This is a genomic window from Virgibacillus sp. NKC19-16, assembly GCF_021560035.1.
GTDB classification, from domain to species: domain Bacteria; phylum Bacillota; class Bacilli; order Bacillales; family Amphibacillaceae; genus Virgibacillus_L; species Virgibacillus_L salidurans.
In genome coordinates this window covers 303,302-330,117 of the sequence record NZ_CP074373.1, presented here as the reverse complement: position 1 = coordinate 330,117, position 26,816 = coordinate 303,302, and the positions used below count along the sequence as shown (strand labels likewise).

At 40.5% G+C, this 26,816-nt stretch carries 23 protein-coding genes; 2 read left to right on the top strand and 21 right to left on the bottom strand.

Going from position 1 to position 26,816, the window contains the following annotated elements:
* Positions 1 to 114: 114 nt before the first annotated feature.
* The 9 genes from KFZ58_RS01835 to mobA form a co-directional block, all read right to left on the bottom strand.
* Positions 115 to 1,431, bottom strand: coding sequence for a TIGR02679 domain-containing protein (locus KFZ58_RS01835; protein ID WP_235793175.1), 1,317 nt, complete (start codon positions 1,429 to 1,431; stop codon positions 115 to 117).
* Positions 1,418 to 5,563, bottom strand: coding sequence for a TIGR02680 family protein (locus KFZ58_RS01830; protein ID WP_235793174.1), 4,146 nt, complete (start codon positions 5,561 to 5,563; stop codon positions 1,418 to 1,420). The genes KFZ58_RS01835 and KFZ58_RS01830 overlap by 14 nt, the downstream gene beginning before the upstream one ends.
* Positions 5,560 to 6,783 (bottom strand): TIGR02678 family protein, encoded by a 1,224-nt coding sequence (locus tag KFZ58_RS01825; protein ID WP_235793173.1) that lies wholly within the window; start codon positions 6,781 to 6,783, stop codon positions 5,560 to 5,562. Before KFZ58_RS01825 ends, KFZ58_RS01830 begins: the two co-directional genes overlap by 4 nt.
* A 3-nt stretch (positions 6,784 to 6,786) precedes the next feature.
* Positions 6,787 to 8,295, bottom strand: a complete 1,509-nt coding sequence (locus tag KFZ58_RS01820) for a TIGR02677 family protein (RefSeq protein ID WP_235793172.1) — start codon at positions 8,293 to 8,295, stop codon at positions 6,787 to 6,789.
* Between the two features lie 134 nt (positions 8,296 to 8,429).
* A complete protein-coding gene (locus KFZ58_RS01815; protein ID WP_235793171.1) occupies positions 8,430 to 9,350 on the bottom strand; it encodes a S66 peptidase family protein in 921 nt (306 codons plus the stop codon).
* Between the two features lie 278 nt (positions 9,351 to 9,628).
* Complete coding sequence (gene modB / locus KFZ58_RS01810) at positions 9,629 to 10,288, bottom strand: molybdate ABC transporter permease subunit (protein WP_235793170.1); 660 nt, start codon at positions 10,286 to 10,288, stop codon at positions 9,629 to 9,631.
* Positions 10,288 to 11,058, bottom strand: coding sequence for a molybdate ABC transporter substrate-binding protein (modA, locus tag KFZ58_RS01805; protein WP_235794632.1), 771 nt, complete (start codon positions 11,056 to 11,058; stop codon positions 10,288 to 10,290). Before modA ends, modB begins: the two co-directional genes overlap by 1 nt.
* A gap of 5 nt (positions 11,059 to 11,063) precedes the next feature.
* Entirely contained in the window at positions 11,064 to 11,591 is a 528-nt protein-coding gene (locus tag KFZ58_RS01800; protein ID WP_235793169.1) for a MogA/MoaB family molybdenum cofactor biosynthesis protein, read from the bottom strand.
* Between the two features lie 12 nt (positions 11,592 to 11,603).
* Entirely contained in the window at positions 11,604 to 12,182 is a 579-nt protein-coding gene (mobA, locus tag KFZ58_RS01795) for a molybdenum cofactor guanylyltransferase (protein ID WP_235793168.1), read from the bottom strand.
* Between the two features lie 130 nt (positions 12,183 to 12,312).
* On the opposite strand from mobA, the gene KFZ58_RS01790 reads away from it, so the two are divergent.
* Entirely contained in the window at positions 12,313 to 13,032 is a 720-nt protein-coding gene (locus KFZ58_RS01790) for a Crp/Fnr family transcriptional regulator (RefSeq protein WP_235793167.1), read from the top strand.
* A gap of 31 nt (positions 13,033 to 13,063) precedes the next feature.
* On the opposite strand, the gene mobB is transcribed toward KFZ58_RS01790, so the two are convergent.
* The 10 genes from mobB to KFZ58_RS01740 all read right to left on the bottom strand — a co-directional run bounded on the left by mobB (position 13,064) and on the right by KFZ58_RS01740 (position 23,502).
* Positions 13,064 to 13,555 carry a molybdopterin-guanine dinucleotide biosynthesis protein B gene (gene mobB / locus KFZ58_RS01785; RefSeq protein ID WP_235793166.1) on the bottom strand — a complete coding sequence of 164 codons (492 nt, stop codon included), beginning with the start codon at positions 13,553 to 13,555 and terminating at the stop codon, positions 13,064 to 13,066.
* A 15-nt stretch (positions 13,556 to 13,570) separates the two neighbouring features.
* Entirely contained in the window at positions 13,571 to 13,792 is a 222-nt protein-coding gene (locus tag KFZ58_RS01780) for a MoaD/ThiS family protein (RefSeq protein ID WP_370642388.1), read from the bottom strand.
* The gene (locus KFZ58_RS01775) at positions 13,789 to 14,262 is read right to left on the bottom strand and encodes a molybdenum cofactor biosynthesis protein MoaE (protein ID WP_235793165.1); all 474 of its coding nucleotides are present in this window, start codon (positions 14,260 to 14,262) and stop codon (positions 13,789 to 13,791) included. Before KFZ58_RS01775 ends, KFZ58_RS01780 begins: the two co-directional genes overlap by 4 nt.
* Positions 14,255 to 15,559: a molybdopterin molybdotransferase MoeA gene (locus KFZ58_RS01770; protein WP_370642485.1), complete on the bottom strand. Its 1,305-nt coding sequence runs from the start codon at positions 15,557 to 15,559 to the stop codon at positions 14,255 to 14,257. Before KFZ58_RS01770 ends, KFZ58_RS01775 begins: the two co-directional genes overlap by 8 nt.
* Positions 15,560 to 15,568: 9 nt before the next feature.
* Entirely contained in the window at positions 15,569 to 16,579 is a 1,011-nt protein-coding gene (locus KFZ58_RS01765; RefSeq protein ID WP_235793163.1) for a MoeB/ThiF family adenylyltransferase, read from the bottom strand.
* 35 nt (positions 16,580 to 16,614) lie between these two features.
* Positions 16,615 to 17,619 carry a GTP 3',8-cyclase MoaA gene (gene moaA / locus KFZ58_RS01760; RefSeq protein WP_235794631.1) on the bottom strand — a complete coding sequence of 335 codons (1,005 nt, stop codon included), beginning with the start codon at positions 17,617 to 17,619 and terminating at the stop codon, positions 16,615 to 16,617.
* 117 nt (positions 17,620 to 17,736) lie between these two features.
* A complete protein-coding gene (fdhD, locus tag KFZ58_RS01755) occupies positions 17,737 to 18,534 on the bottom strand; it encodes a formate dehydrogenase accessory sulfurtransferase FdhD (protein ID WP_235793162.1) in 798 nt (265 codons plus the stop codon).
* Positions 18,535 to 18,606: 72 nt separating this feature from the next.
* Positions 18,607 to 19,245, bottom strand: coding sequence for a helical membrane plugin domain-containing protein (locus tag KFZ58_RS01750; RefSeq protein ID WP_235793161.1), 639 nt, complete (start codon positions 19,243 to 19,245; stop codon positions 18,607 to 18,609).
* The gene (fdhF, locus tag KFZ58_RS01745; protein WP_370642484.1) at positions 19,238 to 22,219 is read right to left on the bottom strand and encodes a formate dehydrogenase subunit alpha; all 2,982 of its coding nucleotides are present in this window, start codon (positions 22,217 to 22,219) and stop codon (positions 19,238 to 19,240) included. Before fdhF ends, KFZ58_RS01750 begins: the two co-directional genes overlap by 8 nt.
* Before the next feature lie 584 nt (positions 22,220 to 22,803).
* Entirely contained in the window at positions 22,804 to 23,502 is a 699-nt protein-coding gene (locus tag KFZ58_RS01740) for a Crp/Fnr family transcriptional regulator (RefSeq protein ID WP_235793159.1), read from the bottom strand.
* Positions 23,503 to 23,741: 239 nt separating this feature from the next.
* Between KFZ58_RS01740 and KFZ58_RS01735 the strand changes: the two genes are divergently transcribed.
* Positions 23,742 to 24,218, top strand: a complete 477-nt coding sequence (locus KFZ58_RS01735; protein WP_235793158.1) for a flavodoxin domain-containing protein — start codon at positions 23,742 to 23,744, stop codon at positions 24,216 to 24,218.
* 128 nt (positions 24,219 to 24,346) lie between these two features.
* On the opposite strand, the gene KFZ58_RS01730 is transcribed toward KFZ58_RS01735, so the two are convergent.
* Positions 24,347 to 26,239, bottom strand: a complete 1,893-nt coding sequence (locus KFZ58_RS01730) for a heavy metal translocating P-type ATPase (RefSeq protein WP_235793157.1) — start codon at positions 26,237 to 26,239, stop codon at positions 24,347 to 24,349.
* A gap of 320 nt (positions 26,240 to 26,559) precedes the next feature.
* Positions 26,560 to 26,769 carry a heavy-metal-associated domain-containing protein gene (locus KFZ58_RS01725; protein WP_235793156.1) on the bottom strand — a complete coding sequence of 70 codons (210 nt, stop codon included), beginning with the start codon at positions 26,767 to 26,769 and terminating at the stop codon, positions 26,560 to 26,562.
* Between the last annotated feature and the right edge of the window lie 47 nt (positions 26,770 to 26,816).

Genomic DNA, 26,816 nt, shown 5'->3' with positions numbered 1-26,816 from the left:
GATTAAAACCTTATCGTCGCTTATCTAAAAAAATAAATCGTACGAGCAGGGACGCATGTCCTGCTCGTACCGCTTATCAAAAAGTGGGACGAGCAGCCTACTCCCCTCGTCCCACTACAATCCTTTCAAATTCTCCACAATCTTTACCAACATCTTTTCCTGATAACCGCTCTGCTTTATTTCCGCTATTTCTTGAATCAATGGCTGTAATGCTGGATCATTTATATTGTTCAATTGCTTTAATCTTCTTTCCGAAATCGGCTCATGAGATAGTGCCGCATGGTAATTTTTTACATCATAGTTCCAATAGTTCAACCTATCACCATATCGCTTTTTCAGTTTAAATGCCATCAGTATTCCCTCTGGGTCAAAGTCACCGCTATAATAAACAGTCCCGCCATTTTCGACAAACGCATCAAGGAATTTCAGGGTTGCGATTTTGAACTGTCCGTTTCCTGATACGATGGTTTCATCAATATCATGCTTCAATAGTTCACTTACAACATGCGAAGCTACACTGGAATTTTCGATCATAAACAGACGTTTTTTGCCTGAAGCTGACGTGACACTGCTCAATTTAACCACTTCTTTTAATGGTAAATGAAAAAAGGATTTTTCCTGACTCGCACCATATAGGAGCATATTATCGATGCCGTTTTTGTTTTTACCTGTTGCTTGAAATACGGAAACAAAATTTAATAAGTCATCTGTCAGGATGTGAAATTCATATAATAGTTCTGCTCTTTCTTCTGCACTCAATTCCCTGATTTCCCAATCACTCTCTAAGGAATGGATAATTTGCAATGCATAAATAAACAGCTTTCCTTCGTTCTCATTTACGTCAAAAGCATGTGGATTTCCGGTTGCATTAGAAGCGAAAACAGCTAGGTATTCATAGTTTTCTAACGGTAATAATGCAAATGCGTTATCCAAATAATGCATCACCTTGGTTAAAGATACCGTGTCATTATTGTACATTTGATAAAATCGATTGTTCTTTGTTCTTCTGATCCAATCAATTAGTGCCACAAAAAGACTGGAACTGCAGGTGCTTTCCAAGTTATCGAAATAGGCTTTTCTATCTGTCAGGAAAAGCTCTTCTTCTTCCCGATTACTAACTAGTGGCACGCCTAAATAGGCTTCTACGATTTCTTGAAACGAGACGGAATCCAGCTGTTTACCATATTTCGTTTTTAAAATAGCTTTTTCCATTGTTGCTGCTGTTAATTTTATTGTGCTATTTTTCGAATAATCCTTACCGATAAAACCGGATATGGCACGTTTTTCATCAGGCGTTGGATTATTCAACACGACGGATATACCTTTTTCGACACGTTCATAGCTTTTATATTTTTTTATAAAAAGGGAGAAAAGGCGGTAGAACCCCTTTTCGCGTCTGAAAATAGTTGTAATCTCATCAAGAGGTGACAAGCCGCTCTTCCCCACTTTCCAATTGTTCTGTTCTGACTTTTTTCTTTCCGTTCCAGTAATACGAATCAATCAATACATGTGGCCTGTTTTCCGGACGACTCAATTCATATATATTGAGGGACGGAACAGACGCGTAGCATCCCCATAACGATTGGGAATTGAGTATATAATTGAAATTCAATTTGCGGATGTATTCAAACATGATATTAATATTATCATCATCCACACGTGAAAATGCTTCATCCAATGTAAAAATTCGTGGGCAGGTCTCACTTGCTTCCGAGTATTTTGCATATAATGCTGCCAGCACCGGTGTGATCATTGCCAGCACGCGTTGTCCGCCACTTAATTCCCCGTACGTGTTTCTCGTTAATTTCTTTTCTTTGTCATTTTTCTTCGTAAAGTAGATTTCAAACTCAAACCATTTACGGTAATCCAATTCTTCACGCATGATTTCTTTTAAATTATATTCCTTATGGGTTTGGCTTTCGTGCCTGCGTCTGGCTATCTTGATTTTGGAACGGAAATGGCTGCTTATCTCGTCAACATCAATCCATTGACTATCCCTTTTCAATGCTTCCACCAATTTCAATGTATCAAGCTGTTCCTCATTTTCCTTTTTCTTCGGTTTCCATGACAAGCGAAACTTGATTAAATTTTCGTGTTCCATAAATTTATTCATTTCTTTTTCCCAGCGCTGTACATAGGTAATTTTTCTACGGATCGTATCGCCCAATGTGTTGACCAGGATACGTTCATATAAGTCGCGATCCTTCTCATTGATGTCTCTATCCAACCGCTCGATACGCTCTGTCAAATGTTTTACCGCGTATGTCGGTGGAACGCGTTCTCCATCGACATTCATGGTGACAATAATGCGTGACAATTGATCACTCATCAAATTTAATGTTGCATTTTTACTATCATCATCCGTATCAAAAGATGGAAGGTAATCGGATTTTGCTGTTTGCATTTCCAGTTCATAATGGAATAATTCAATATTTTGGGTATTGAAGGTATTCGTCAATCTATTTTTTACTTTCTCGATTTCCTCCCTTTTCTTATCAATCATCGAGCCATATTGCTTTTCAATTTCTTCGGCGATCTCCAAGTAATCGGATGCGTCATTTTCACCGACCAGATAACCCAGTTTATAATGTGCCTGGAATTCTTTCTCCCACGCTTCATGAACCACTGTTTTAAAAGGGACTTCATTTTCCTTTTTCTCAGTAATAAATTGTTCTCCTGTCTCAATATCACGTACGACATTCGCATGTTCTGTCACTATTTCATTTAATTGTTCCGGAATGGATGTATTGATTTCCTGGGTAAGTTCCGTAATTCTATTGCGAATGTCTTCGGAGCCCATTTCCCTTAACCGGTTTTCATAGGTGGAAATTCTCTCTTTGGCCTTGTCCTGTTTCGATTCATTGTCCAGGACATCGGAACGGTTTTCATCAACTTGTGTTTCATATTCTGTGCAGCGATCACTATAGTCAGCAAAACTTGCCTTCGCATTCATTTTCTTCGTGAAGGAAGTTTCCATATCCTGCAAACATTGCATGTAGTCCTGTTGATTCCTCAGCTCTGTCTCGAACGCCTCGATGGTTAAATCAAGTTCCGTGAAATCCAGTTTTGCTTTAATTTGTACCAATAGTTTCTTGCTTTCCTCATCTATGTCGCTATATTCGTCACTCAATTTTTTTCGTGAAGGTTCATAGATTTGTGTGATAGTTTGCTGTTCGGTATTTATTTTGGTGTATAATTCGGATAAGTTAGCTAAAGATGGGAAAGATTCATATTCTGCTTCCATGTTAGCCTGTGCTTCTTTTGTTTGTGTAAGCCTGCTTTGTTGTTCCGCTATTTGTTCATCTGTTAGATCCCGAGCTTCTTTCAGACTGCGGACTTTTTCCTGTCGGTACATCTCTCTGGCTGCTTTTCCAATAAATAGAGCATCTTCCTGCTGGGATGCCTTCCCTTTTACGAGGCCACTTTTAAAAGCACCACTAGCTAAAATATACGTCCCGTTCTTTTCCTCAACTGAAATGGAGGTGAGCACCTTTTCCAAATGACTGCCATGACTTGATTTTAGCACGGTTGCTAAATTACTTTTTTGCCTGTCTCCATATTCCAAGACAGTTGTATACTGTTTCGCTTTGTCGACATCTTCCGGTTTTACGATTACTGCCTGAAGAATTCCGGATTCCATTAGCGCATGTTGATAATTTAGCGCCTCGTGGGGGTTAATAGCTTCATCAAATTCAAAAGCTTCATAAAAAGGCACGTAGTCAATTCCGGCTTCTGTGAGTGCTTTCCAAGCCTTTCTTTTCTTTTCAACAAAGGTTGGTTCTATCTCTTCTTTATTTTCCCATTCGGTTATCTCACTTTCTATGTTTGCTTTTTCCGTTTCTAGGAGACTAATTTGATGGGAAATGGATACTTTTCTTGATTGGTTTTCTTCCTTTCGCTGTTGATATAACATTTCTAACGGGTTAAGATAAGCTTCTTTTGATAGTTGATCAAATACATCTTCTACCGCTTCAATCAGACTATCTTTCGTTTCTTGGTCGACTTTTAGTGATGTCGTATTATCGGCCCATTGCTGCACTGCCTCTACTACATTTATAATTTCTTCATCTATTTTATCTTTGCAGTCACTAATAACGGTTTGTGACGCGTCAATTTTCATTTGAATGTCGCCTAAATCATTATCAATCCGGCCAAGTTGGTCTCTTAGTTTCTCATATTTTTCCAGATCGGATTTAATCGTTGTTAGGAATTGGCCATATTTTTTCACCTCTTCTTTCCATGCCAGGAAGGAATAAGCGGGTTCATTTTGATTTGCGACCAGATGTGTCATGTATTGATGATGCTTGGAAAAATCCATTTCTTCCGTGATACTATCAAGTTCCTGGATAAAACCCTTAAATTCCTTTTCAAATGTATAAAGATCTGCTTCCATTGCTTCTTTTTTCTTTTGCGCCTCTTGCTTCCGCTTGACTGTGTTATCTAATTTTTCGTTTAAAGATTGTAGTGTTTGACTTAAGACGTTAAAGTCTCTTTCTGCTTCCTGCTTACGTCCCTCGATTTCCTCAATATCTTTCACACCAAGTGAATTTAGCTCTTCCCTTTTTACCTCCAGCTGGTTAGACAGCTTTGTTCGACTTGACTCGATTTCTTCTAATCGCTCGTTCTGTTTCTTTACTTCTTTTTCTCTTTGGGAGATTTCGGTTTTCAGTTTGTTTAAAGACTTCTCTGCTTTCCTATATTCCGTCGCCTTTTCAACCAATGCGATCTGGTTGTATTTCACAAAAACATCATTTAGTTTTTCCATGGATTTCAAGTCTTTTCTTGTATCCTGCAAATCCTTTTCGATACGATCAATGGACTCAATCGAATCTGTTAACGGGCGTAATTCGCCTTCTGTCAGTTGGGGGAGTGAGTCATTAATCACTTCTGCCACGCCTTCTGGTCTATTTTTATCACTTAGCTTTGGACTTCTGATTTGAATTAATAAATCAATCAGTCCCATGAAGTTTTCCAGTGTATCAAACCCAAATAGATGCTTGTTTACTTTGTCGGCATAGTCTTTCCTGTCGGTGAAAATTCTTCCACAGCGATTTTCTGTTTCGATCAGATTACGAAGCTGGTTTTCATTTAAAGGTAGCTTTTTAAGTGATCCCTCGATGATTTCTTCTTTATAAAGCTTGAGAAATCCTTCACCGTTACCAAAGCGTTTGCCATCAACAATGAAATACCAGACCTTGTTTTGCGCTTTCCCTCTCCGTGCTTCGATTCCCATCCCGATTGTTTTGTAAGTTTGTGAATTCTCCTTTTTAAATTCCAGTAAAATGTAGCCGATGCGTTCATTAATCCCGAGTAAACCTTCTTCACCCAATACAGTGTCCGTGATATTACGTTCTCTTCCACCGAAAGGGTCCAGTTTGTGACTCCGTACATCTCCATCCAGTAATACAGTAATTAAGCTTTGGGTCGTTACCGATTTACCACTGCCATTATGTCCACGGAGTACCGCACAGCCATCTGTAAAATAAAATTCCTGATCCGGATAATACCAGAAGCTAAATAATTTCGCACGATGCATTTGCCATTTGTCTACTGTTTCGCTCATGTTTGATTTCCCTCCTTATCCTTTGTATGTTCATTGGAATAGTTCCCAACAATACGGAAAAGCCCTTCTTTTAATGTCAGTGTTTTATCATCTTTCACATCTGCAAAATTCCAGTTCACCAGATAATTTGTAACAACATTTCGTAGGTTTTCGGAGGTCATTTGCTTAAAACTTTTCGACCAGAAACGGGAGTCGCTCATCTTTAGTTTTGTTAGAATCTGCTGTATTTCATTATTGGACATGTCGACTTCATTCGTAAATGAAAATTCATAGTCTGTCTGATTTTCCAGTATACACCCGGCGAATCTCAAGATAAGGTTTGACAGCATATTTTCGGCAGGGTGGACTACTTCACCGGAAGCCATCGTTGTTTTCGTTAATACCGAGTTATGCTTATAGCGCTCGTATTCATAGCCTGTATATTTGTGAACATTGCTTTCGATCTTATGATAGAACCGCTTCACATAATCTTGTTCATCTTCCGTTATTTCATGATGATAAACAATTGGCTCTAAAAACAGGCGCCGATAAAATCGGTGTTTCCCATCGATATATTCGTCATTTTCATTATCCAGGTGCGCCTTGAAATCATTATAGGTTTTCCATGCAAATAAATCTTTGAAATTACGAATAAAATAAGTAACATATGGTGTTCGCTCAAATAATACGTCGTGTTCATCGTCCGCGGCAAAGTCTTCCAGATGTTGATCCACTTCAACAATCAACTTCATTTTCAACGCGTATTTTAAGACACGGATTAAGGAGAGTCGGTTTTGATAACCGGAACCTTCTTTCCAGGTAATCGTTACATGCTCCCTGTCGTCTGCTTGTGGGTAATATGCCTGAATTGCCTCACATATATTTTGCAGCGAAAACTGGTCGTCTCTTCCTTTGCCCTCAATAAATGCTAGTATACAAAACAAAAAGACAAAGTCACGTTGTTTTTTGAAGGTGGTCTGACTCTTTACCTCTTTATTTCCCATCCAGTTGTATGTTTTGACAGGAACTTTCTCGAGTTTTACTAAATCATGGGTAATGATCAAGCGGTAGCGAAACGTGTCCCGAAAAAATGCTTTAATTTCTGCTTCATTATCTTTGATGAGATAATATAATTCCTCATTATCATCTCTTGTAATCCAAAAGCGTTCGATTAATAGCCTAATGCAACGCTGCACTTCTTCACTAATTTGTTTTTTGTTTCCCTCTACTACATCTATCACTTTTCACACCTCGAAATGAATGACATAATCATCGACTGTTAGTGTTCCTTCTGTTGTATGAACGCTTACCATTTGATCACTATTTTTTGCAATATGGTAATTAACGCCGTTATCCGTCTTGCCGCGTTTTTCCGTTGTGGAATTTGCTTTGCTGATCCAATCCAGAATGGCATATAAAATAAAGTTTTCTATTTCTTCTACTTCGCCCAACGCAACCCTGCCTCTTTGTGTGAATTCCTCCAGTTGTTGCTCCTCATAGGCCTTCTGTCGTCTCAAGTTTTCCAATAACTGTTTATCTTCCGCGCTCGGTTCAATGACGGCTATTTGCTTTTTCTTTCTGATGCCAACTGTTTTGACGTTTTGTAGTGGCTTGATTTCTGAACCTTGTTCGATAATTGTTTCATCAGCATAAATTTCTTGATTTCGCTCGGAAAAGAAATGTGGTGGCCTTTCAATGTTGGTGATCGCTCCGAACATTTTCAAGCAATGATCGAAGTTCGCTTCTTCCTCAAACAATTTTGCCAAATGTAGAAATTCATGCTTTTTACTTTTCATTTGTTGTTCGCGTTCGGTGAGTTGTTCCAGAAATTTCATGAATTTACTAATCGTTTCATTAGTTTGGGTTAATAGATAGTCAACATACCGCTCTCCGTATTCATCTTCAACAAACCATTTTTGAATCCCTCTCCATTGCATTTGATAGATTTCTGCCATCTCTTCATCTTTGATTTCTTCTTCAAGATTGGGCTTGTCCTTCTGGTAGATAATCAGTTCTTGAGTAGCCCGATCAACCAGGCCTTTATCCTGGATATCTTTCAATGCATATTCAATAACAAGTGTGTTATTTTGCAAGGCTATAATGAAATCTGTCAAATAGTTCGTGAATTTCACCCTGAATGCACTAATATCTTTGTTTTCCATCGCTTCTTCAATGTTTCTGCTCTGAATGATACCTAAGTAATCCGATGCTTCTTCTCTTAAAGTCTTAAACCGATTGATAATCTCTGTCCAAAGTTCATGAAACTCCGCGCGTTCTTCTTTCGTTAGTGGGGCCTGAAACTCCATTTTTTGAAATTGCAATACAAGCGCTGCCAACGAACTGACCATTTTCGAATCCAGGGAACCTTTTATGCGATGGATTTGACCATCGAGCTTTTCTAACATACGTTCTATCTCAATTGTTTCATCGGAACACTGATAGCGCAATCTACTTCGATTGTAGTCCTGGATTTTGCTGACTCTGGCATTATCCGCATGTGAAACGACATTTCCCCATTCCTCAAGCTGTTTTAAATCTTCATCCAGTTGTTTCTCTGTGTAATTCTCGAACAATTGCAAGGAGTCATTTTCTACTATATGATTATAAATATCACTCGGCAAAGCAGGAGGACCATAATAGTACTCATGCTGCTGGTATAAGTAATGAATGATACTTGTATATCTTCTAAAATTGGGTTCTGATAAGTATTTTGCTTTTACAAAGGGAGTTAACATCCGCTGCTCCAACTTCATTTTAAGCACCTCTCTTGTTGAAAAATTATACTGTATTGGGTGGGGGATGTCTAGGGCATGAGTGGTGTAAGTTGTCGAATTATCATCTTTCTTAATTCATTCGGAATTGTGCCTAAAATAAGCTTTACCTATGGTTAGCTAACCGTTGATTCCATTACAGTCAGCGTATTATTTATCGTATTAAGGTTGACCGTTGCACCAATTGGAATTGTTGCTTTATAAGCCCCATGTGCTGTTGCAACATTCGTCATCAATGGCTTCCCTAGTGGAACAAGAAAGTTATTGATTAAATCTTCATACGTCACTCCGTATGAAACTGGACATTCTGGGCATTCTCCCATCACAATACCAATACAATCCTCAAATTTTCCAGCCAATTTGAGGGCATTCATATATCTATAAACTGTGTTAACCGGCTCATGTGTATCTTCCAGTAACAGAATTCTCCCGCTCGTATCGATCTCATAAGGTGTACCAAGCGTATCCACAAATGATGTGAGATTCCCGCCAACAATAGGTCCAGTTACATTCCCGCTAACCCTGCTAATTTGGGGCATCTCTGGGGGATTTTCAATTTGTCTTTGGGAAGTCATAACGGAAGTTGCTGCAAAGAATTGATCATAATTATAGCTAGGAGTACTTAGGGAAAAATTAATCAGCATAAGGCTATGAAAGGTGATGAGGTTTGCGTATTGGGCCAATACATTCAATAACACGGTAATGTCACTATATCCGGTTATTAATTTGGGATTTTCTTGTATAAAAGAATAATCAAGATAGGGAAGAATACCAGCGACACCGACGCCACCTCTAGTTGGCAAAATCAACTTCACGCTATCATCGGCAAACATATTCATCAAATCAGAGGCACGTTCCTCATCTGTTCCGGCAAGAAAGCCATCCGCCGCATAGACGTGTTCACCAAGCACAACCTGAAATCCCAGGTCCTGCAGTGTTTGGATTCGATCATTGATAACAGCTGCAGATTGCGGACTGCCCAGTGTTACAACACCTATCGTATCGCCAGGCTGCAGAATAGGTGGCTTTATCGCCATCACGTACACCTCCCATAAAAATAAAGATCAATTTATAGTATTCATGGGTGGTGATATTGTGCTTATTTTATGGTGCGAAAAGTAGGTCACCGTATCAAAATCGGTTGTCCCGCGCTCGTGGGAACTCCTTCCGCGCTCATAAGCATTGGTTCCGCGCACACATCCGTTCGTTCCGCGTTCGTGAGCTTTTGTCCCGTGCTCACACATGCTCATCCAGCGTTCGCACGAATTCGTCCCGCGCTCGTCCACATTACAATGGGTTTAGCATAGCACCACTACTACCTCTTCACCCTAGTCTGATTAATAATTAACAAAAGAACAAACGAAAAACTAATACTAATCAACACATAATACCAAGCTACATTTGTCTGTCCGGATTCTATAGCAAAATAAATCGCAGTAGGAATGGTCTGTGTCTTGCCTGGAATATTCCCCGCAAACATCAGCGTAGCACCAAATTCACCAAATGCTCTTGTAAAGCTTAATATGACTCCTGTCACAATCGACCGAAAAGCTAAAGGAATAGCGATTAATATTAATAATTTCCAATCCGTCGCCCCATCTACTTTTGCAGCTCCCAGGATGTTGCTATCAACAGATAGAAACCCTGTTTTTAGAGATTGGTACATTAAAGGGAAAGATACAACAGCTGCAGCTATAACGGCAGCCGTAACTGTAAATAATACACTCCTCCCGGTAAATGCTTCAATCGCTCGCCCCACAAAACTGTTATTACCGAAAATGATGATTAACATAAAACCTATCACTGTCGGCGGCAACACGAGCGGCAGAAAGAAGATGGTTTCAATAATCGCTCTTCCTTTAACCTTCTTCGCTACCATCCAATAAGCCGCAAGTATTCCTAAGAAAAAGGTAATAACTGTTGCTGCGGTAGCCACAAGAAAAGAAAGCTGCACCGGAAACCAAGACCATTCCATTATTCATTCTCCTTAGGCTTTGTTTGAAATCCATACCGTTCGAAAAGCTCCATACTTTTTTCACTTTGCACATAGTTATAAAATATTTCTATCGCTTCATCCTTTTTGCTACCCCCATTTTGAATGGATGCTGAAAAATATTCAATCGGCGGATGGTAACTAGGATTAACCTCTTCAAGGATGTTTACATTTTCCGCTCCATATAGGTCACTCAAATAAACCATCCCCACATCGACGGCTCCATCATTTACATAGGTAAGTACTTGCTGGACATCTTTTGTAAAGACAAGCCTTTCCTCCAATTTTTCCCATACATCCATTTCCTGTAACACCGCTTTGGAATAGGAACCGGCTGGTACCGCAACCGGCGTGCCGATAGCCATTTCGTTATCCGATTGCAAAAATTCCTCAAACGAATTAAGCGTCACATGATCAGATGTAATTACGACCAATTTATTTTCAAGAATGGCAGTTCCTTTTTCAATCAAGCCATCCTCTTTCAACGCTTCATAATCTCTCTTAGAAGCTGAAAAGAACAAATCGATTGGGGCACCCTGCTCAATTTGCCTGCGTAATGTTCCTGACCCGCCGAAGTTATATGTAAGCTCAATCGTTGGATACTCCGCTTCAAATGCTTCTTTTAACTCCATAAGACTTTCCGACATACTGGAGGCTGCTGAAATGGTAAGCTTTGACGTTTTATTATTAGCTTCAGAAGCTTGTCCGCATCCTGCAATAATGAGAAAAACCAACAAGCTAAAAATTTTCATCCGTTTCAATGCCTTTCATCCCTTTGATCAGGTAAATCTTTATTTACCTCTCTAACTGTATGCCCAAGCTCTGGCAGAATAAGCCGCTCCATCGCCAGTTTCACTGCACCTGAAGAACCAGGAGTGGAAAAAATAACCCGGTTATTGGCCACACCGCTGATTGCCCTAGATAGCATGCCTGCCGTTCCTATATCGAATTGATAGCTCAGATAGCGGAACAATTCACCAAAGCCCGGTAATTCTTTATCAAACAATGGCTGAATCGACTCGATTGTCACATCCCGATAAGAAATTCCCGTTCCCCCATTTACAATCACCGCTTCAACCGCTGGATGCTTTATCGCTTTTTCAACTGTACCTCTAATAATCTCACTATCATCACGGATAATCTCGTACATGTTAACCTTGTGCTCCGCGATAGTTAGTAACTCCATAATCAGTCTGCCGCTTTTATCTGTCTCTACATTTCTAGTGTCACTGACCGTTATCACTGCACAATTTACGGGAGAGCTCTTCTGATGATCGTGTGCCATATGATCCCCTCCTTATAAAAACGTTTGGTAATCCGATTGGTGATTTATATTAATAAAGGCTTTTTCACGATCCAATTGTATATAATTGACATTACGCCTTTTCAACAATAGGTCAACAGCTCGTTCCCCATTATCCAGCTGATTTTTGATTTTATCTTTTAAAGAATGATGAAAAATGGAAATGAGCGGCTGCATTTTTCCGGAGACAACAGGGATAATAGCATCCACATCTGAATCGATGGCACGGACCAGCTCTTCTATTACACGAGTTTCCATAAAGGGTACGTCAATAGGAATGACTATATACCACTCAGATCTGCTGGTTTCCATTGCAGTGTAAATCCCGGCAAGCGGTCCCTGGCCCAGGTAACTATCCAGGTCATTTACAACTGGAATACTTTCATCTTCTTGTTTAAACAATGGTTGCAGTTTAGGATTTGTTACAATAAGCGTAGAAGTAACAAAAGGCTTCAATGATGCAATAGAATGTTGATAAAATGGAACACCATCTTTTTCAGCGAACGCTTTCGGTGAACCAAATCGTCTTGACATTCCACCAGCGAGAATGACTCCCTTTAATTTTCCTGTCATTTCGAATGCTCCTTCCATACAACAAAAGTCACAATTTTGTTATTTTCAAACTTACAATTAAATGTCCCAGGTGATACAATTGACGTATACGTTCGATCATGATTCTCCTAATAGGAAAGGGGTTAGTTTAATGCAAGCAAGTCTGCTAACAAAAAACCGTCATGAAGAATTACTATCTGATCAACTGCGTGCCCTTTTGGACTCTATCGGTACAACGAAGGAAATTCATAAGGATACCTTTCTTTTTCAAGAAGGTATGGATGCTCACGACATTTATTTGGTAAAATCAGGACTGGTACAAATCGGCAAGCTTGGTGAAGACGGAAAAGAGTTAACACTAAGAATTTGCAAAAAAGATGACGTTGTCGGCGAACTAACCTTATTCAGTGATAACGCAACATACTTACTCAATGCGAAAGTATTAACATCGGGTGAAGTCCTTGCTATTAATAAAGATAAATTAGAAAAAGACTTAATGCAAAATAGTGAACTTACCTTTGAATTTATGAAATGGGTCAGCAATGAAATGCGAAAATTTCAATACAAGATTAGAGACTTGCTTCTAAACGGGAAAAAAGGCGCCCTCTATTCAACACTCATCCGTCTATCAAACAGTTACGGAATCGAAAAAGATAATGGTATTCTCATCGATTTGCCCTTAACGAATCAGGAGCTGGCAGCATTTTGTGCCGCCACCCGCGAAAGTGCTAACCGTATGTTAGTCGACCTCAGGAAACAAGATGTTATTTCCACGGGGAAATCCGGGAAAATTTTCATCAAAGATATGCAATTTCTGAGAGATGAAATTGGTTGTGAACAATGTCCGATTAAGATCTGTAATATTGACTAGACTGATGAGAGACATGGAAAATGTCTCTTTTTTATTGGATCCTAAGACTGATCCATTCAACTAAAGCATCCATCTCTGTTTTTTTAAAAACCAGATAAGCATAGTTTTCCTGCTTTAATTCCAATGGTGTTAGTACCGCTTTTATATTTGTTACCTCATTTAATAAGTGAAGATCTTCTTCGCTTCTTATTAAAACGATCTTGTTGTAACTTTGCTTCTTAAAGCCTTCCATGATCACTACTTCTATATCCATTAGCCTAAAGATTGCCAGCATTTGGTCGATATCCCAAGCCTGCTCTTTGGAAACCTGAAATAGGCCATCACCTTCCACACCTGATAGAACAGCACCGGCTCGTCTGTGCTGTTCGCTATCGGTTTCTTCTATACCTAAAGGAGCTCCACCATGCCCATGATGTTTCAAGGATGCTACTCTAATGCCTTGATCGGCGAGCGTTTCAATCAAGGCCTTTACAAGCGTTGTTTTACCGCTGTTTTTATACCCGACAATTTGGATGATTTCCATCTACTTATCCACCACTTACAGGGGGATAAACGCGACCGTATCACCAGATTTTATCACATCATCGTTCAGTGCATACTCTTCATTTATTGCGGTCATCACAGAATTCAGCTGTGTGAGATTATATTTTTCCTGCAGGCTCACTTTTAAATCGGTAACTGTGGTTTGTTCCAGTTCCAATTCAAGTCGATTTTGACCAATATCTTCTTGTAACTGGGCAAATAATAAAATAGTTATCATTTTTCAACACCCTCCATATTCGGTTTTCCTTCTAGATATGGTACATTCTCCAGCTGATCGCCAACCCATTTTTCCCCGTCTTCCCAGTGTTCCTTCTTCCAAATTGGCACGATCTGTTTAATTCGTTCAATCGTGTACTCATTTGCTTCATATGCTGCCTTCCGATGGGGAGAAGAAACCGCAATAGCAACCGCAACATCAGAAATATCTAACTGACCGACACGGTGTGTAATCGCAATTTCTGTATCCGGCCATTTCGACTGAACTTCTTCCCCGATCTTCGCCAGCATTTTGACTGCCATTGGTACGTAAGCCTCATACGCAAGATAAATGGTTCTTTTCCCTTTTGTCCACTCTCTCACTGTTCCCATAAATGTCGTTATGGCACCGGCTTCTCTTCGCTCTACCTTTTTTATCAAGGTTTCTATTTGAATCGATTCTTCCGTGATTTCAAAGCGTGTATCAGCCATGGCTCAGGCTCCTTTTTTCTATTTCAAAAAAATCAGCCAACTTTGTTCCTTCTTGATCCTCCAGCAAAATCACATTAACTTCATCGCCTGCTTCATATCCCCTTGTTCCACCAGGCAGGACAATGAGTACATTCGCTTCCCCTAAAGCGGAAACAACATTTGATTTATCCAACCCTACAGAAGTAGCAACCAACTTTCCTTCGCTGTATGTTAAATGCCCCCTCACAAAACGATTAAAGGGATTCGGCTTTGGAAAATCAGCACCAAGTATTGCGATTTCTTTTTTCGAAACCGGATGAAATGCATGCAAGAATGTACGAATAACTGGCCTTGTGAAAAGCTCAAATCCGACATAGCATGCGGAGGGGTTTCCCGATAGACCAAATAATAGCTTACCTTCCTTCTCGGCAACAGTTGTGACACTGCCCGGACGCATACCTACTTTATTAAATAACACATTTGCATCCAATTTTTCATAAATGGCCGGTAGATAATCGTAATCCCCAACGGAAACCCCGCCTGTCGTGATTAAAAAGTCAACTTTTTGCAGTGCATCGATTACCTGTTTGAAGCAGGTCTCAAAGTCATCACTGAATTGTCCAAAGTAAACAGGCTCTCCACCGGCACGTTCGACTTGCGCATAAACCATGTATGCATTGCTGTTTCTAATTTTTCCTGGCTGTATTGCCTCATCAACTTCCAATAATTCACTGCCTGTAGCAATAATTCCGACTTTTGGCTTCCTGCCGACAGGAACATTTTTATAGCCAAATGTCGCCAGTAATGCAACAATTCCCGGATTAATGTATGTACCCTTGTATGCTAGGACCTCCCCCTGCTTCGTATCTTCACCCGTAAAGGAAACATTGTCGCCTCCTTGAAATCTGCGTTTGACTTGAATCATCTTTTTTCCGTCTATATCCATTTCTTTTACAGATTCAAACATAACAACCGCATCGCAGGTTTCCGGCATTTGAGCCCCTGTCATAATTCGTACGGCCTGCATTTCGCCAACGTTCCCTTCAAAAACACTTCCTGCTCCAATTTCGCCAATCACTTCAACGAACACGGGATTGTTACTGGCAGCTGTTTCTGTATCTGCTGATCGTATCGCAAATCCATCATAAGGCGACCGGTCAAAAGGAGGTACATGATGATCTGCAACTAAATCCTCTCCGAGAAAATGTCCATAGCTTGCTTCGATAGGCACATGCTCAACACTACCTGTTTCCGCATATTTCATCAGTCGCGAGATTGCTTCATCTACTTTAATTGGTTTTCGCCGTTCAACCACAATTGTTTCCTCCTATCCTACCAATTGATAATAGACACTCTTGGCCTTTTCAATAGAATTCGTTCCATGAATCAATGCCCTGCCATCATGGAAAAATACGATTCGACAGGACTGATACTCCATCGATAGTAAAAAATCATTTGTTTTTACAGGAGCAATTTTTTCCAGGCGATTCGCCAGTTCCTCCAAATAAATTTCCCGGTTTGGACGGATTTGTACCGTGTTTCTGCCACAAAGTATCTCCATCTTCGTCTGCGCCGCGTAAGTTAGATATCTATAGCTTGGATCTACACCACAAGCTGGACACTCTGTATTCTTCGCTCGCTCAACATTAATCGTTTGATAGTGATTGTTCCATAGATCAAACGTGACAAGTCTTGTTCTTAGAGCATCCTCATCTTCCACCAATAGTTTCAGTGCTTCTGTTGATTGATGTGCCACCACCATTTGCACTGCTGGAGAAATAATTCCCACAGAATCACAAGTAGCACCGGACACTGGGATCCTGTCCAGTAGGCACTGCAGACAAGGCGTTTCCTTTGGTAAAATCGTGTAACTCATCCCTGTACTGCTGACACAGGAACCGAATATCCAAGGTATAGCCAATTTTTGCAGCAGATCATTCATCAAAAAGCGGATATCAAAGTTATCCGTCGCATCAATCACAAGATCTACATTTTTCAATAGCGGTATTAATGACTGACTTGTCGCGTCCATGACATGTGCTTCAACTTTTACACTTGAATTAATATCTATTAGTCTCTCTTTTGCAGAGATTGCTTTTGGCATTTGATCGATCGCATCTTTTTCTGTAAACAGTTGCTGTCTTTGCAGATTGCTAAACTCCACATAATCACGGTCAATGATAGTTAGTTTCCCAATACCAGCCCGCACTAGATTTTCAGCATTTGGGGACCCTAAAGCACCACAGCCGATAATGAGGACATGCTTCTGCCTGATTTTATTCTGGCCCTCTTCACCGATTGGTTTGAAAAGCGTCTGACGGGAATATCGATCTTCCATTGTTTTTTTATCCTCCCCGAAACAAATGATAGCGACTAGCCTCCAATATAGGACATCTCTATCTTTTTCCTGTTTTTCGCTGTTTCTTCTGTCCGTTCATCGGAGTAACGGTCACTTCGCTTTTTCCATGTTGGTACAACGGCAGCCTTAACGTCCGCATCACTGGCACCAGACCTGAGAATATCTTTCAAATCAAAGCCGTCTCCGGCAAACAAACAGGTATAAAGCTTTCCGTCTGCTGCAATTCTTGCCCGTGTACATGTGGAACAAAACGATTCAGATACTGATGTAATAAAACCTACTTCCGTATTCGTACCCTTATACCGATAACGTTTTGCCACTTCTCCTAGGTAATCCGGGTCAACAGGTTCTAATTCAAAGTGCTTAGAAAGCTCCTGAAACAGTTCTTTTTTTGTAATAACTTTACTGAAATCCCAGCCATTTGTCTGGCCAACATCCATAAATTCGATATATCGTAGGGTCATTCCCTGCTCTTTAAAATATTTAGCCATCGGAACAATTTCCTGGTCATTCATCCCTTTTTTTACGACCATATTCACTTTTACTTCCAGTCCGACATCACGAGCTTTCTTCATTCCTTTTAAAACACGTTCTGTTTTTACACCACTATCATTAATAGATTGGAAAAGGGTATTGTCTAATGCATCCAAACTGACATTCACCCGCTTCAGCCCGGCATCCTTTAACTTCTGTGCCATATTTGCCAGAAGCGATGCGTTTGTTGTCAGTCCAATATCCTCCAGGCCATCAATAGCAGCTAATTTTTCGATCAATGTCGGTAGATCTTTCCGCAATAAGGGCTCACCACCTGTTAAGCGGATCTTTTTGACCCCAAGTTGGACAAATATTTTCCCCAACCGTTCGATTTCCTCAAAATTTAATAAATGGTCTTTCGGCATAAATGCATAATCATTGCCAAATATCTCCTTTGGCATACAGTACGTACATCTAAAATTACAACGGTCTGTCACTGAAATCCGCAGATCCTGCAGTGGTCGACCTAATTTATCAGTTAACATAGACACGGAATAATCTCTCCTATTAATTATGTCTTTCTTTCATTCTAGCAGAACCTTTTATGAAAAACTGTTAAAAATGTCACAGATTCCTACATCTATACAAACACCGAATTACAGTTACCGATTGGCTTCTATAATTCGGTGTGGATGTGTATAGACATTCATCTTGTTCCCTCTGGCAAAGCCGATCACCGTAATTCCTAAATCACTTGCCAGCTTTAGCGCTAAATCTGTTGGTGCCGATTTGGAAATAAGAACACCTGCGCCAATTTTGGATATTTTTAATAATACCTCAGAGGAAATGCGACCACTAAATACGATCAATTTATCAGTTAGGCGCACTCGCTCTTTTAGAATATGCCCGTATATTTTGTCTAATGTATTATGCCTGCCGATATCTGTTCGAACAGCTAGAAGCTCATCACGATTTGCAAGAGCGGCATTATGAACACCACCTGTTCGAATAAATTGTTCCGATTGGATTTGTAGCTTTTCCATTAATGCGAAACATTGATCGACAGTTATCATTAACTTGCTGTTAATCGTTTTGGCTGTTTTCACATCACTTTTAAAATAAAATTGGCGGCTTTTTCCACAACAGGATCCGATAAATCGCTTGGAATGGTCGTGTTGGTCTGCATTAATCGGTTTCGTTAGTTCAATATAAGCAAATCCAACGTCTGCATCAATTTGTATCTGTTTCATCTCATCATAAAAGCGGATGATGCCCTCTGATGCGAGAAATCCGACTAACAGATCGTGAAGGTGAGAGGGGGAACAGACCATTGTTGCAAACTCCTCGCCATTCACCATCACGGTAAATGGGAATTCTTCTGCAACTTCTTCATTCAAACGTGAAGCAGTACCTTCTTTGAACCGGACAATTTCCCAGCCTTTTAGCTCTATATTATGCATTTTATACACCCTTTGTAAGAGGCTATTTTAACTGATGGAGGAGGTCTCTCTTGGAGATTCCTCCCCCTGGTCCTACTTTTTGAAAAATAAAGGCAATGCCGCAAGCAATGAGACTCCAGCTGCAACAGCGTACCATTTACTACTGGATCCGGATTGCTGTTCATCACTTTCTTTATTTCGTTTTTCACGTGCATGCTGCAGTCTCTGTGTTTCCGATTTTGCCTTTTCTCTGTCCTCCTGATTGACGCCTAGACCTTTTAGAAAGGCCATTAAGACATTCATACCTTCGATGACTTCAGGATCCTTCAAGGAACGCAGAAGGGCGGGGTACCCGACTCTTTCTTTCCCATAATGCTCATAGGCCGCCACCTTGGAAACAGCCGTATTCATCTTTAAAAGCAGTGGCTCAAGCTCTTCCAAGTTGAACTTTCCAAGTACATCCACCAGTAGAAGTAAATTTTTCATCGACTTGGTTGTATCTGATTCATCGATGGCTGTCACGACCCGCTCAAGCACTTGATCGCTTTCGGCAAAGAGGGCATTGAGCATATTGAAAATTTCATTATCCCGTAAATGATTCATCAGCTTCAGTGCATCAGCAACCGCTTCTTTATTTTCCAGCAATTTTCCCTCCAATTGCCTCAACTCTTGTTCCCGTATTTCTTTTTCCGTTGGTTCGATTCGATGGATCACTTTGGTTGCTTTAGCCATTGCTTCTTGACCTCCTTGCTCGCGCGACATCACCGGGGAAGATATAATCCTTACGTGCCCATTTTCTTTCAACCTGTACACCGATTTGTGGCTGCGGATGGCCGTAGCGATGATTGATTTTCGGCAGCGGACTTTCCCCTTTGGCCTCAAGGACTTCCATTTTCACCTGAACTTCCTTATACGCAGGGGTGGAAGTATCCTTGTCAGCATGAAAGCTCGTCAGGTAATTAATCGCACCTTCTCCCTGAGAATTCATTGGTAAATATAACTCATCGCCCTTTACTCGATCTGTTACAATGCAGGAAACCTTCACCCTTCCGTATGGAGATATCAGCCTGACAACCGATCCATCTTCCAAACCACGCTCATCCGCCAGTTCAGGAGATACTTCCAGGAACACGCTTGGTGTTTTTTTCGAAATTGCTTCAGACTTATAGGTCATATTTCCTTCATGAAAATGCTCAAGCAGACGGCCATTATTGACATGAAGATCGTATTCTTCTCCGAAGTCAATCGGTTTTGTCCAGTCAACCGGATAAAGTTTTGCTTTCCCATCCGGGAATGGAAATTTCTCTTTGAACAATAGCGGTGTATCCATTCCGTCCGCCGCTACTGGCCACTGCAAGCTATCATAGCCTTCTAAACGATCGTAGCGAACGCCGGCAAACATTGGGGCAAGGGAGGCCGCTTCATCCATAATTTCACTTGGATGCATATAGTTCCATTCTGCCCCGAGAAGATTAGCGATGTCTTGAATGATCTGCCAATCCGGCTTCGATCCTCCTAGTGGTTCGAGCACTTGGTACAACCGCTGGAAACGACGCTCCGTATTAGTAAATGTTCCATCTTTTTCAAGGCTAGGACTGGCTGGCAGAACAACATCTGCAAATTCGGCTGTTTTGGAGAAAAATACATCCTGAATTACGAAAAAGTCAAGTTTCTCAAATGCTGCCTGCACATAGTTTGCATCTGAATCAACCACAGCCATCTCTTCGCCTTTGATATACATAGCATTCAGGCTACCTTCATGAATTGCCTCAACCATTTGATGGTTATTAAGCCCTGGCTCAGTTGAAAGCTCCACCTGCCATCCTTTTTCATAACGGGTGCGGACGTCATCATCTGATACGAGTTCATAGCCTGGGAATCGGTCCGGCATACTGCCAAAGTCACTTGCACCTTGGACATTATTGTGTCCGCGCAATGGATAGGTACCTGCACCAGGCTTCATGTAATTGCCTGTAATCAGCATCAGGTTAGAAATCGCTGTACTTGTATCGCTTCCACCACCATGTTGCGTAATCCCCATTGCCCACAGGAAGCAAGTAGTATCCGCTTCATGGATCGAGCTAGCAATCTCAATCATTTCCTTTTTCGTAAGATTCGTTACCTTTTCCGCATAATCAAGCGTATATGGCTCCAGGCTCTTGATATAGTCATCCATGCCATTGACATGTGTTTTCAGAAATTCCTTAGCTTGCCATCCCTGGTCCACGATGTATTTTGTCACAGCGGAAATCCAGACAAGATCACTGCCTGCTGCTGGTTGAACAAATTGATCTGCCCGATCCGCCATTTCGTGCCTGCGAAGATCAGCGACAATTACTTTCTGGCCATGCAATTTCTGAGCGCGCTTAATTCTTGTCGCAAGTACTGGATGTGCTTCCGCCGTGTTGGATCCGGTTATGATGATAAGTTCTGCATTTCCAATATCCTCAATCGATCCAGAGTCTCCCCCGTATCCAACTGTCCGCCACAATCCCATCGTTGCCGGGGACTGACAGTAACGGGAGCAATTATCAATATTGTTTGTCCCAATTACAGAACGACTCAGCTTTTGCATGAGATAGGATTCTTCATTTGTACATTTAGAAGAAGAAACAAACGCAAGTGAATCTGGTCCTTTTTTCTTTATCTGTTCTTTAAATTTCTGTTCAATTAAACCATACGCCTCTTCCCATTCTGCTTCGCGGAATCCGTCTCCCTCACGAATCAACGGTTTTGTCAGGCGTTCTTCGCTATTGACAAAATCCCAGCCAAATTTCCCCTTCACACATGTTGAAATTCCATTCGCTGGAGCATCCTGATGTGGCTCTACCTTCAATATTTGTCGATCTTTTGTCCATACATCAAAGGAGCACCCAACCCCGCAGTACGTACAAACGGTTTTTGTTTTTTCAATACGGTCTTCCCGCATGGAAGCTTCGACGTCAGAGATAGTCATCAACTGCTCATATCCGGTCTCCACTTCTTTGGTGATGTTAATGAGTGGGCGCATCGAAGACTCCGGAAGCATTCCAGCCAAGAAACCGGCTTCTCCTTCCATCCCCACTTCCATCATGGCATTACATGGACAGACCGTTGAGCAATGCCCACAATTGACACAGGAGGATTCATCAATCGACGTGTCATTATCCCAAATCACTCGCGGACGTTCCCGCTCCCAGTCAATGGTTAATGTCTCGGTCACCTGAACATCCTGACAGGCCTCCACACATAGACCACACAGAATACACTGATCCGGATCATACCGGTAAAAGGAATTGCGATTCACCTCGTAACCCTTCGATTCAAAAGGTGTCTCCTGGTGATTGACCTTCATTTCCTTGACGGTGTTATGTATCTCGCAATTGCCATTATTATAATCGCACACTGTACAATATAATTCATGCTTACCCAAAACCTTGTCCAAAGCGTAAAGCTGCGCCTCATGCGCTTCTTCCCCGTTCGTACTAACGACATCCCCATCAGCCAGTTTGGTTGAACACGAGCGTACCAGCTCACCATTCACACTGACAATGCATGTATCACATGTCTCAATCGCACCAAGACTTGGATGGTAACACAAACTCGGTACCTCCACATTATTTGCAGTCATCGTATCCATAGCAGTATGGGCTTCTCCTACAGTTACTTGCTTTCCATTCAGTGTAACTTCCACATCCTTCTGCAAAAAGTGACCCCTTCCTTTAATTTTATTGTCATACTCCTTTTATTCAGTCTCCCTGTTTGCAATCTACGTACCTATTGCAACGTCTCACACTCTCTATTCACTATCTTCAAATATTTTTAATTATTTTTTAAGGAAGTTAGCCAGTGAGCAGTAGGAAGATTTTATACTTTTGTATGTAAAAAGGCATTTTTAAGTACTAATGAAAATTTATTTATAACTAATGTGAATTTATTCAGGTGAATTTCCAATTTGCCTTTTTTCGTGATAGTTGGTGGCTCGTTCAAGGAGAGTCATGGTGGTTTCCTATCTGCTAAGAAAATTGGGAACCCCTTTAATTGATGGAGGAACTTACCTTACCTTTATTCTCATATGCAGAAGTTTATGTTCTATTGTTAAAATTGTTTATAATTCTATGTTACTTCATCTTATCACAATATTGTCTAAAAAGTAAACGGATACATTAGTTAAATTGTACTTTTCGATCATTGGTATTCTCACGTATATAAGGCATACACCAAGATAGCGATCCTTGGTGTATGCCTATCATAATTCCTATCTGTCGTGTCAATTGTTCCATCTATAGTATCGTTACAGAAAAGTCAGGTTTATTGACTTTCAAAAGCAACATCAGATAGCGCATCTTTATTCAAAATTTTTATATTGCGATTCCCCTTCTGTTCAATCAATCCAGTTGTTTGCAGGCTTGATAACTTTCTACTAATCGTTTCCTGTGTAGTGCCCAAGTACGATGCAAGATCTTTTTTACTCATTGGTAGCACAATTTCGACCGTGTTATTTTTATCAGCAAGGTCAAGCAAATAACCAGCCGTACGTGATTCAACATCTTTAGAACTTAATTGGCCCACAAGCTTTTCCGTGTTATCCAGACGATTGCTGAACTGTTCTAAAATTTTTACCGCTATCGTTGGATAATCTTTCATCAGATCCTGCATGTCATCACGATGTATCGTGCATATATTAGTATCTTTCATTGCTTCCGCATAACTGTCTAATGTTTTTTCTGTAAACAGTGCCAATTCACCCATGAATTCTCCGGGGTCTAAAATGCGTAATAGTTGCTCCTTACCAGATTCAAATATCTGATAAATCTTCACACGCCCTTTATGGACAATATACAAATATTCCAGTGGGTCACCTTCACGATAAATGCTTTCCCCTTTTTTAAAATCCTTGTGCCTGCTCTTCTCAGCTATTTTAAGCATCTCATCATCATCTAGGTGATTAAAAAAAGGGACTTTAGAAACACATAGTTGCGAAGGATTTACCTTTTTATTCTCGATCACGAACCCCTCCTTCTCCATTTCCTACAGTATAACTTAGTTGGATAGAGGTTATGGATAAAAATGCTTAAATTATTAACGTATCTGAATTCATAATTCCTTAAAAATTGACCTACGTCAAATCATATAGAATACATTTGTCTTATAATAGAATGGGGAACTGTAAAAGCAATATATTGAAGGATAACATAGAGAGTATGTTGTTTGTTTATAATACGAGTCTTAACAGAAGGAGGGTAATCATGGCTAAATTATTGATGTTGTATGCAAGCGGAACTGGAAACACAGAATTGATGGCTGAAGCAATGGTTGCATACCTTGAGAATAAAAACCATGCAGTAGTTACCAAAACATTTGATTTTGACCCGATCGATGTTGCGGAACTATTGGAATATGATGCAATATTAATCGGGACACACACATGGGATGATGGCGACCTGCCATATGAAGTAGAGGATTTTTATGAAGAGTTGGATGATGTGGCTATTACTGGAAAGCTCTTCGGTGTATTTGGTTCTGCTGACTCGTTTTATGATACGTATGGTGGGGCAGTGGATCTGATGGCTGATCGCTTGTCAAAAGCAGGAGCGGTATTAGTTCCCGAGCAACTAAAGGTTGATTTGGAACCGGATCGAGTGGATATTGAAAGATGTGAACAGTTGGCTGAGACCGTGCTTGTGATGGCAGATGAAGAGATGAAAAGAAATGCTTACCTCTGATCTTATCTATCAACATAAAGTACTAATATTCACGTTGCGATTTCTAATTTCAATTATACGAACAAACGAGCATGTACACTGTGTACATGCTCATTTCATCGAAAGGGGTTGGGTAATGTTTCAATCATTTAATTCATTTCAGGAATTGCGGTACGACCTTGCTTCTTTTCCCCCTGTCCGCGTTGTTTATATCGTACTAATCGGATTGCGTTGAGGATAACAACCAACACGCTCAGTTCATGAATCAGCATACCCGATGCAAGGAATATTTTTCCTAAAATGACTCCTGCCAGAAGAAAGGCTACCGTTCCGACCGCTACGTAAATATTCTGTTTCATGTTTCGTACGGTTGCTTTTGCTAATGAGTAAGCATATGGAATTTTATCCAGTTTATCTGCCATTAAGACGACATCTGCTGTTTCCATTGCTGCGTCTGTTCCCGCTGCACCCATCGCCATACCCACATCTGCCAATGCAATTGCTGGTGCGTCATTGATACCATCGCCAACCATTGCGACTTTGTATCCTTCTGCTTTTAATCGTTTAATATGATTCACCTTATCTTCTGGAAGCATTTCTGCAAACACGTGGTCAATTCCTAGCTGTGCTGCTACTTTTTCAGCTGTGTGTGTATTATCACCAGTGAGCATTACCGTTTGTTTAACGCCTGCGTCTTTCAATTGTTGAATCGTGCCAATTGCTTCTTGACGGGTCTGGTCAGCAATTGAAATAATACCAGCTAATTTTTCATTTACGCCAACAAAGATTGCTGTATTTCCTTTTTTCTCTTCATCAATTGCATACGTTTCAATTGCTGATGACAAGTCAATCCCGTTTTTCCTTAACAGTTTACGATTTCCAATGACTACGGATTTGCCAGCTACCGTTGCGTAGAGGCCGTGGCCTTTTTCTACGGTGAATTTTTCTGGTTCGTTTGTTAGTGTCAATCCTCGTTTCTCTGCTTCTCCAACAATGGTTCTTCCTAAATGATGCTCTGAAATAATTTCTGCTTCTGCAGTAATCGTTAAAAGTTCTGATTCTTCCATATCAAAAGCTTTCAACCCTGTCACTTCTGGTGCCCCTTTTGTCAGCGTACCAGTTTTATCAAAAACAAGTACATCGATTTTTGCGAGATTTTCCATTACTTCCCCGCCTTTTACCAATGTACCATTCTTTGCACCGTTACCGATCCCGGCAACAAGAGAAACTGGTGTTGAGATAACAAGTGCTCCAGGGCATGCAATGACTAAGAACGTGATAGACAATTCGAAGTTCTGTGTAAAAATGAGGACAAGAATCGATAGTACTAGAATCCCTGGTGTATAGACATTCGCAAAACGGTCAAGGAATTTTTGTGTTTTTGCTTTAGACTCCTGTGCTTCTTCGACCAGTTCAATAATTTTTGAAAATGCGGTATCATCACCGATTTTTTCCGCTTCTACTTCAACATATCCATTATCAATGATGGTCCCACTGAAAACCTGATCCTCTATTTTTTTATTAGCTGGTACAGATTCCCCAGTTATTGTCGCTTCATTGATAAATGCTTGGCCAGAAATGATTTTCCCATCAATGGCGACTTTCTCGCCAGATTGAATTAAAATACGATCTCCTGTTTCAATCTCACTAATAGGCTTGACGAAACGTTCTCCATCTTTCAAAACCGTTGCTTCCATTGGTGCCATTCCGATTAACGTTTTTAAAGAAGAACGGGTTTTTTCCAGCGTTCGTGCTTCTAAATAGGAACCAAATAAGAACAAGAATGTAACTGCTGCGGATTCAACGTACTCTCCGATAAATAGAGCGCCTATTACAGCGATTGTAACAAGTAATTCTATACTGAACGCTTTCATCATGGTGGTTTGTATTGCTTTTTTAGCAATAGAATATCCAGCAATAAAAGTTGCTACAATTAAAGCAATGTCTTTCCAAACTGCCATATCCATAAAATGAAATAATAATGCTAGAATCAATAAACTTCCTGAGGCTATAACCACATGAATCTTTTTCACTTTACCCATTTTCATTAACTCCTTTCGATTTTGTAGTAGCTACCCTATATAGAACAGCTACTAGTTCGTGTTCAAAAAGGAGGATAAAAAGGACCGAGAAGTTCGAGGCGGCGTAGCTTTGAGTAGCAGAACGTATGCAATTAATACGTGAGCAAACGTTCTAGCACGCAGGAAAAGTGTTTTTCTTTTCCAATGAACGGAAAGCAAGCCAACGAACTTCCACAGGATGTGGTGACTTCTGCATTGCCCACAGGACGTGGGCGGTTTTAGCAGAAGGTCCCCTTCGATGTGTCATTTTTACCGGTTTTTTTGAACATCCTCTACTAGTTCTATGAAACTACTGGATAGCCGAGTTTCTCAATTGTTGCCTTTAATTCATCTGATGTGACTTGTTCCTGATCAAATGTTGCTTTTACTTTACTGGAGTTGAACATCACTTTCGCTTCTTCGACTCCATTCATTTTCCCTAGTTTTCCTTCAATTTTCTTGATACATGATGGACAAGTTAACGGCTCTAATTGATATTTAATGGTTTTCATTTTTTGTTCCTCCTTTGTTTTCTATCTTTAGTATAAGGCGTTTTTAA

Bases quoted from the DNA above. Each gene is read 5' to 3' on its own strand.
- KFZ58_RS01830 (WP_235793174.1), bottom strand. From the start codon at position 5,563: ATGAGCGAAACAGTAGACAAATGGCAAATGCATCGTGCGAAATTATTT.
- KFZ58_RS01820 (WP_235793172.1), bottom strand. From the start codon at position 8,295: ATGAAGTTGGAGCAGCGGATGTTAACTCCCTTTGTAAAAGCAAAATAC.
- KFZ58_RS01815 (WP_235793171.1), bottom strand. From the start codon at position 9,350: ATGGCGATAAAGCCACCTATTCTGCAGCCTGGCGATACGATAGGTGTT.
- modB (WP_235793170.1), bottom strand. From the start codon at position 10,288: ATGGAATGGTCTTGGTTTCCGGTGCAGCTTTCTTTTCTTGTGGCTACC.
- modA (WP_235794632.1), bottom strand. From the start codon at position 11,058: ATGAAAATTTTTAGCTTGTTGGTTTTTCTCATTATTGCAGGATGCGGA.
- KFZ58_RS01800 (WP_235793169.1), bottom strand. From the start codon at position 11,591: ATGGCACACGATCATCAGAAGAGCTCTCCCGTAAATTGTGCAGTGATA.
- mobA (WP_235793168.1), bottom strand. From the start codon at position 12,182: ATGACAGGAAAATTAAAGGGAGTCATTCTCGCTGGTGGAATGTCAAGA.
- KFZ58_RS01790 (WP_235793167.1), top strand. From the start codon at position 12,313: ATGCAAGCAAGTCTGCTAACAAAAAACCGTCATGAAGAATTACTATCT.
- mobB (WP_235793166.1), bottom strand. From the start codon at position 13,555: ATGGAAATCATCCAAATTGTCGGGTATAAAAACAGCGGTAAAACAACG.
- KFZ58_RS01780 (WP_370642388.1), bottom strand. From the start codon at position 13,792: ATGATAACTATTTTATTATTTGCCCAGTTACAAGAAGATATTGGTCAA.
- KFZ58_RS01775 (WP_235793165.1), bottom strand. From the start codon at position 14,262: ATGGCTGATACACGCTTTGAAATCACGGAAGAATCGATTCAAATAGAA.
- KFZ58_RS01765 (WP_235793163.1), bottom strand. From the start codon at position 16,579: ATGGAAGATCGATATTCCCGTCAGACGCTTTTCAAACCAATCGGTGAA.
- moaA (WP_235794631.1), bottom strand. From the start codon at position 17,619: ATGTTAACTGATAAATTAGGTCGACCACTGCAGGATCTGCGGATTTCA.
- fdhD (WP_235793162.1), bottom strand. From the start codon at position 18,534: ATGCATAATATAGAGCTAAAAGGCTGGGAAATTGTCCGGTTCAAAGAA.
- KFZ58_RS01750 (WP_235793161.1), bottom strand. From the start codon at position 19,245: ATGGCTAAAGCAACCAAAGTGATCCATCGAATCGAACCAACGGAAAAA.
- KFZ58_RS01735 (WP_235793158.1), top strand. From the start codon at position 23,742: ATGGCTAAATTATTGATGTTGTATGCAAGCGGAACTGGAAACACAGAA.
- KFZ58_RS01730 (WP_235793157.1), bottom strand. From the start codon at position 26,239: ATGGGTAAAGTGAAAAAGATTCATGTGGTTATAGCCTCAGGAAGTTTA.
- KFZ58_RS01725 (WP_235793156.1), bottom strand. From the start codon at position 26,769: ATGAAAACCATTAAATATCAATTAGAGCCGTTAACTTGTCCATCATGT.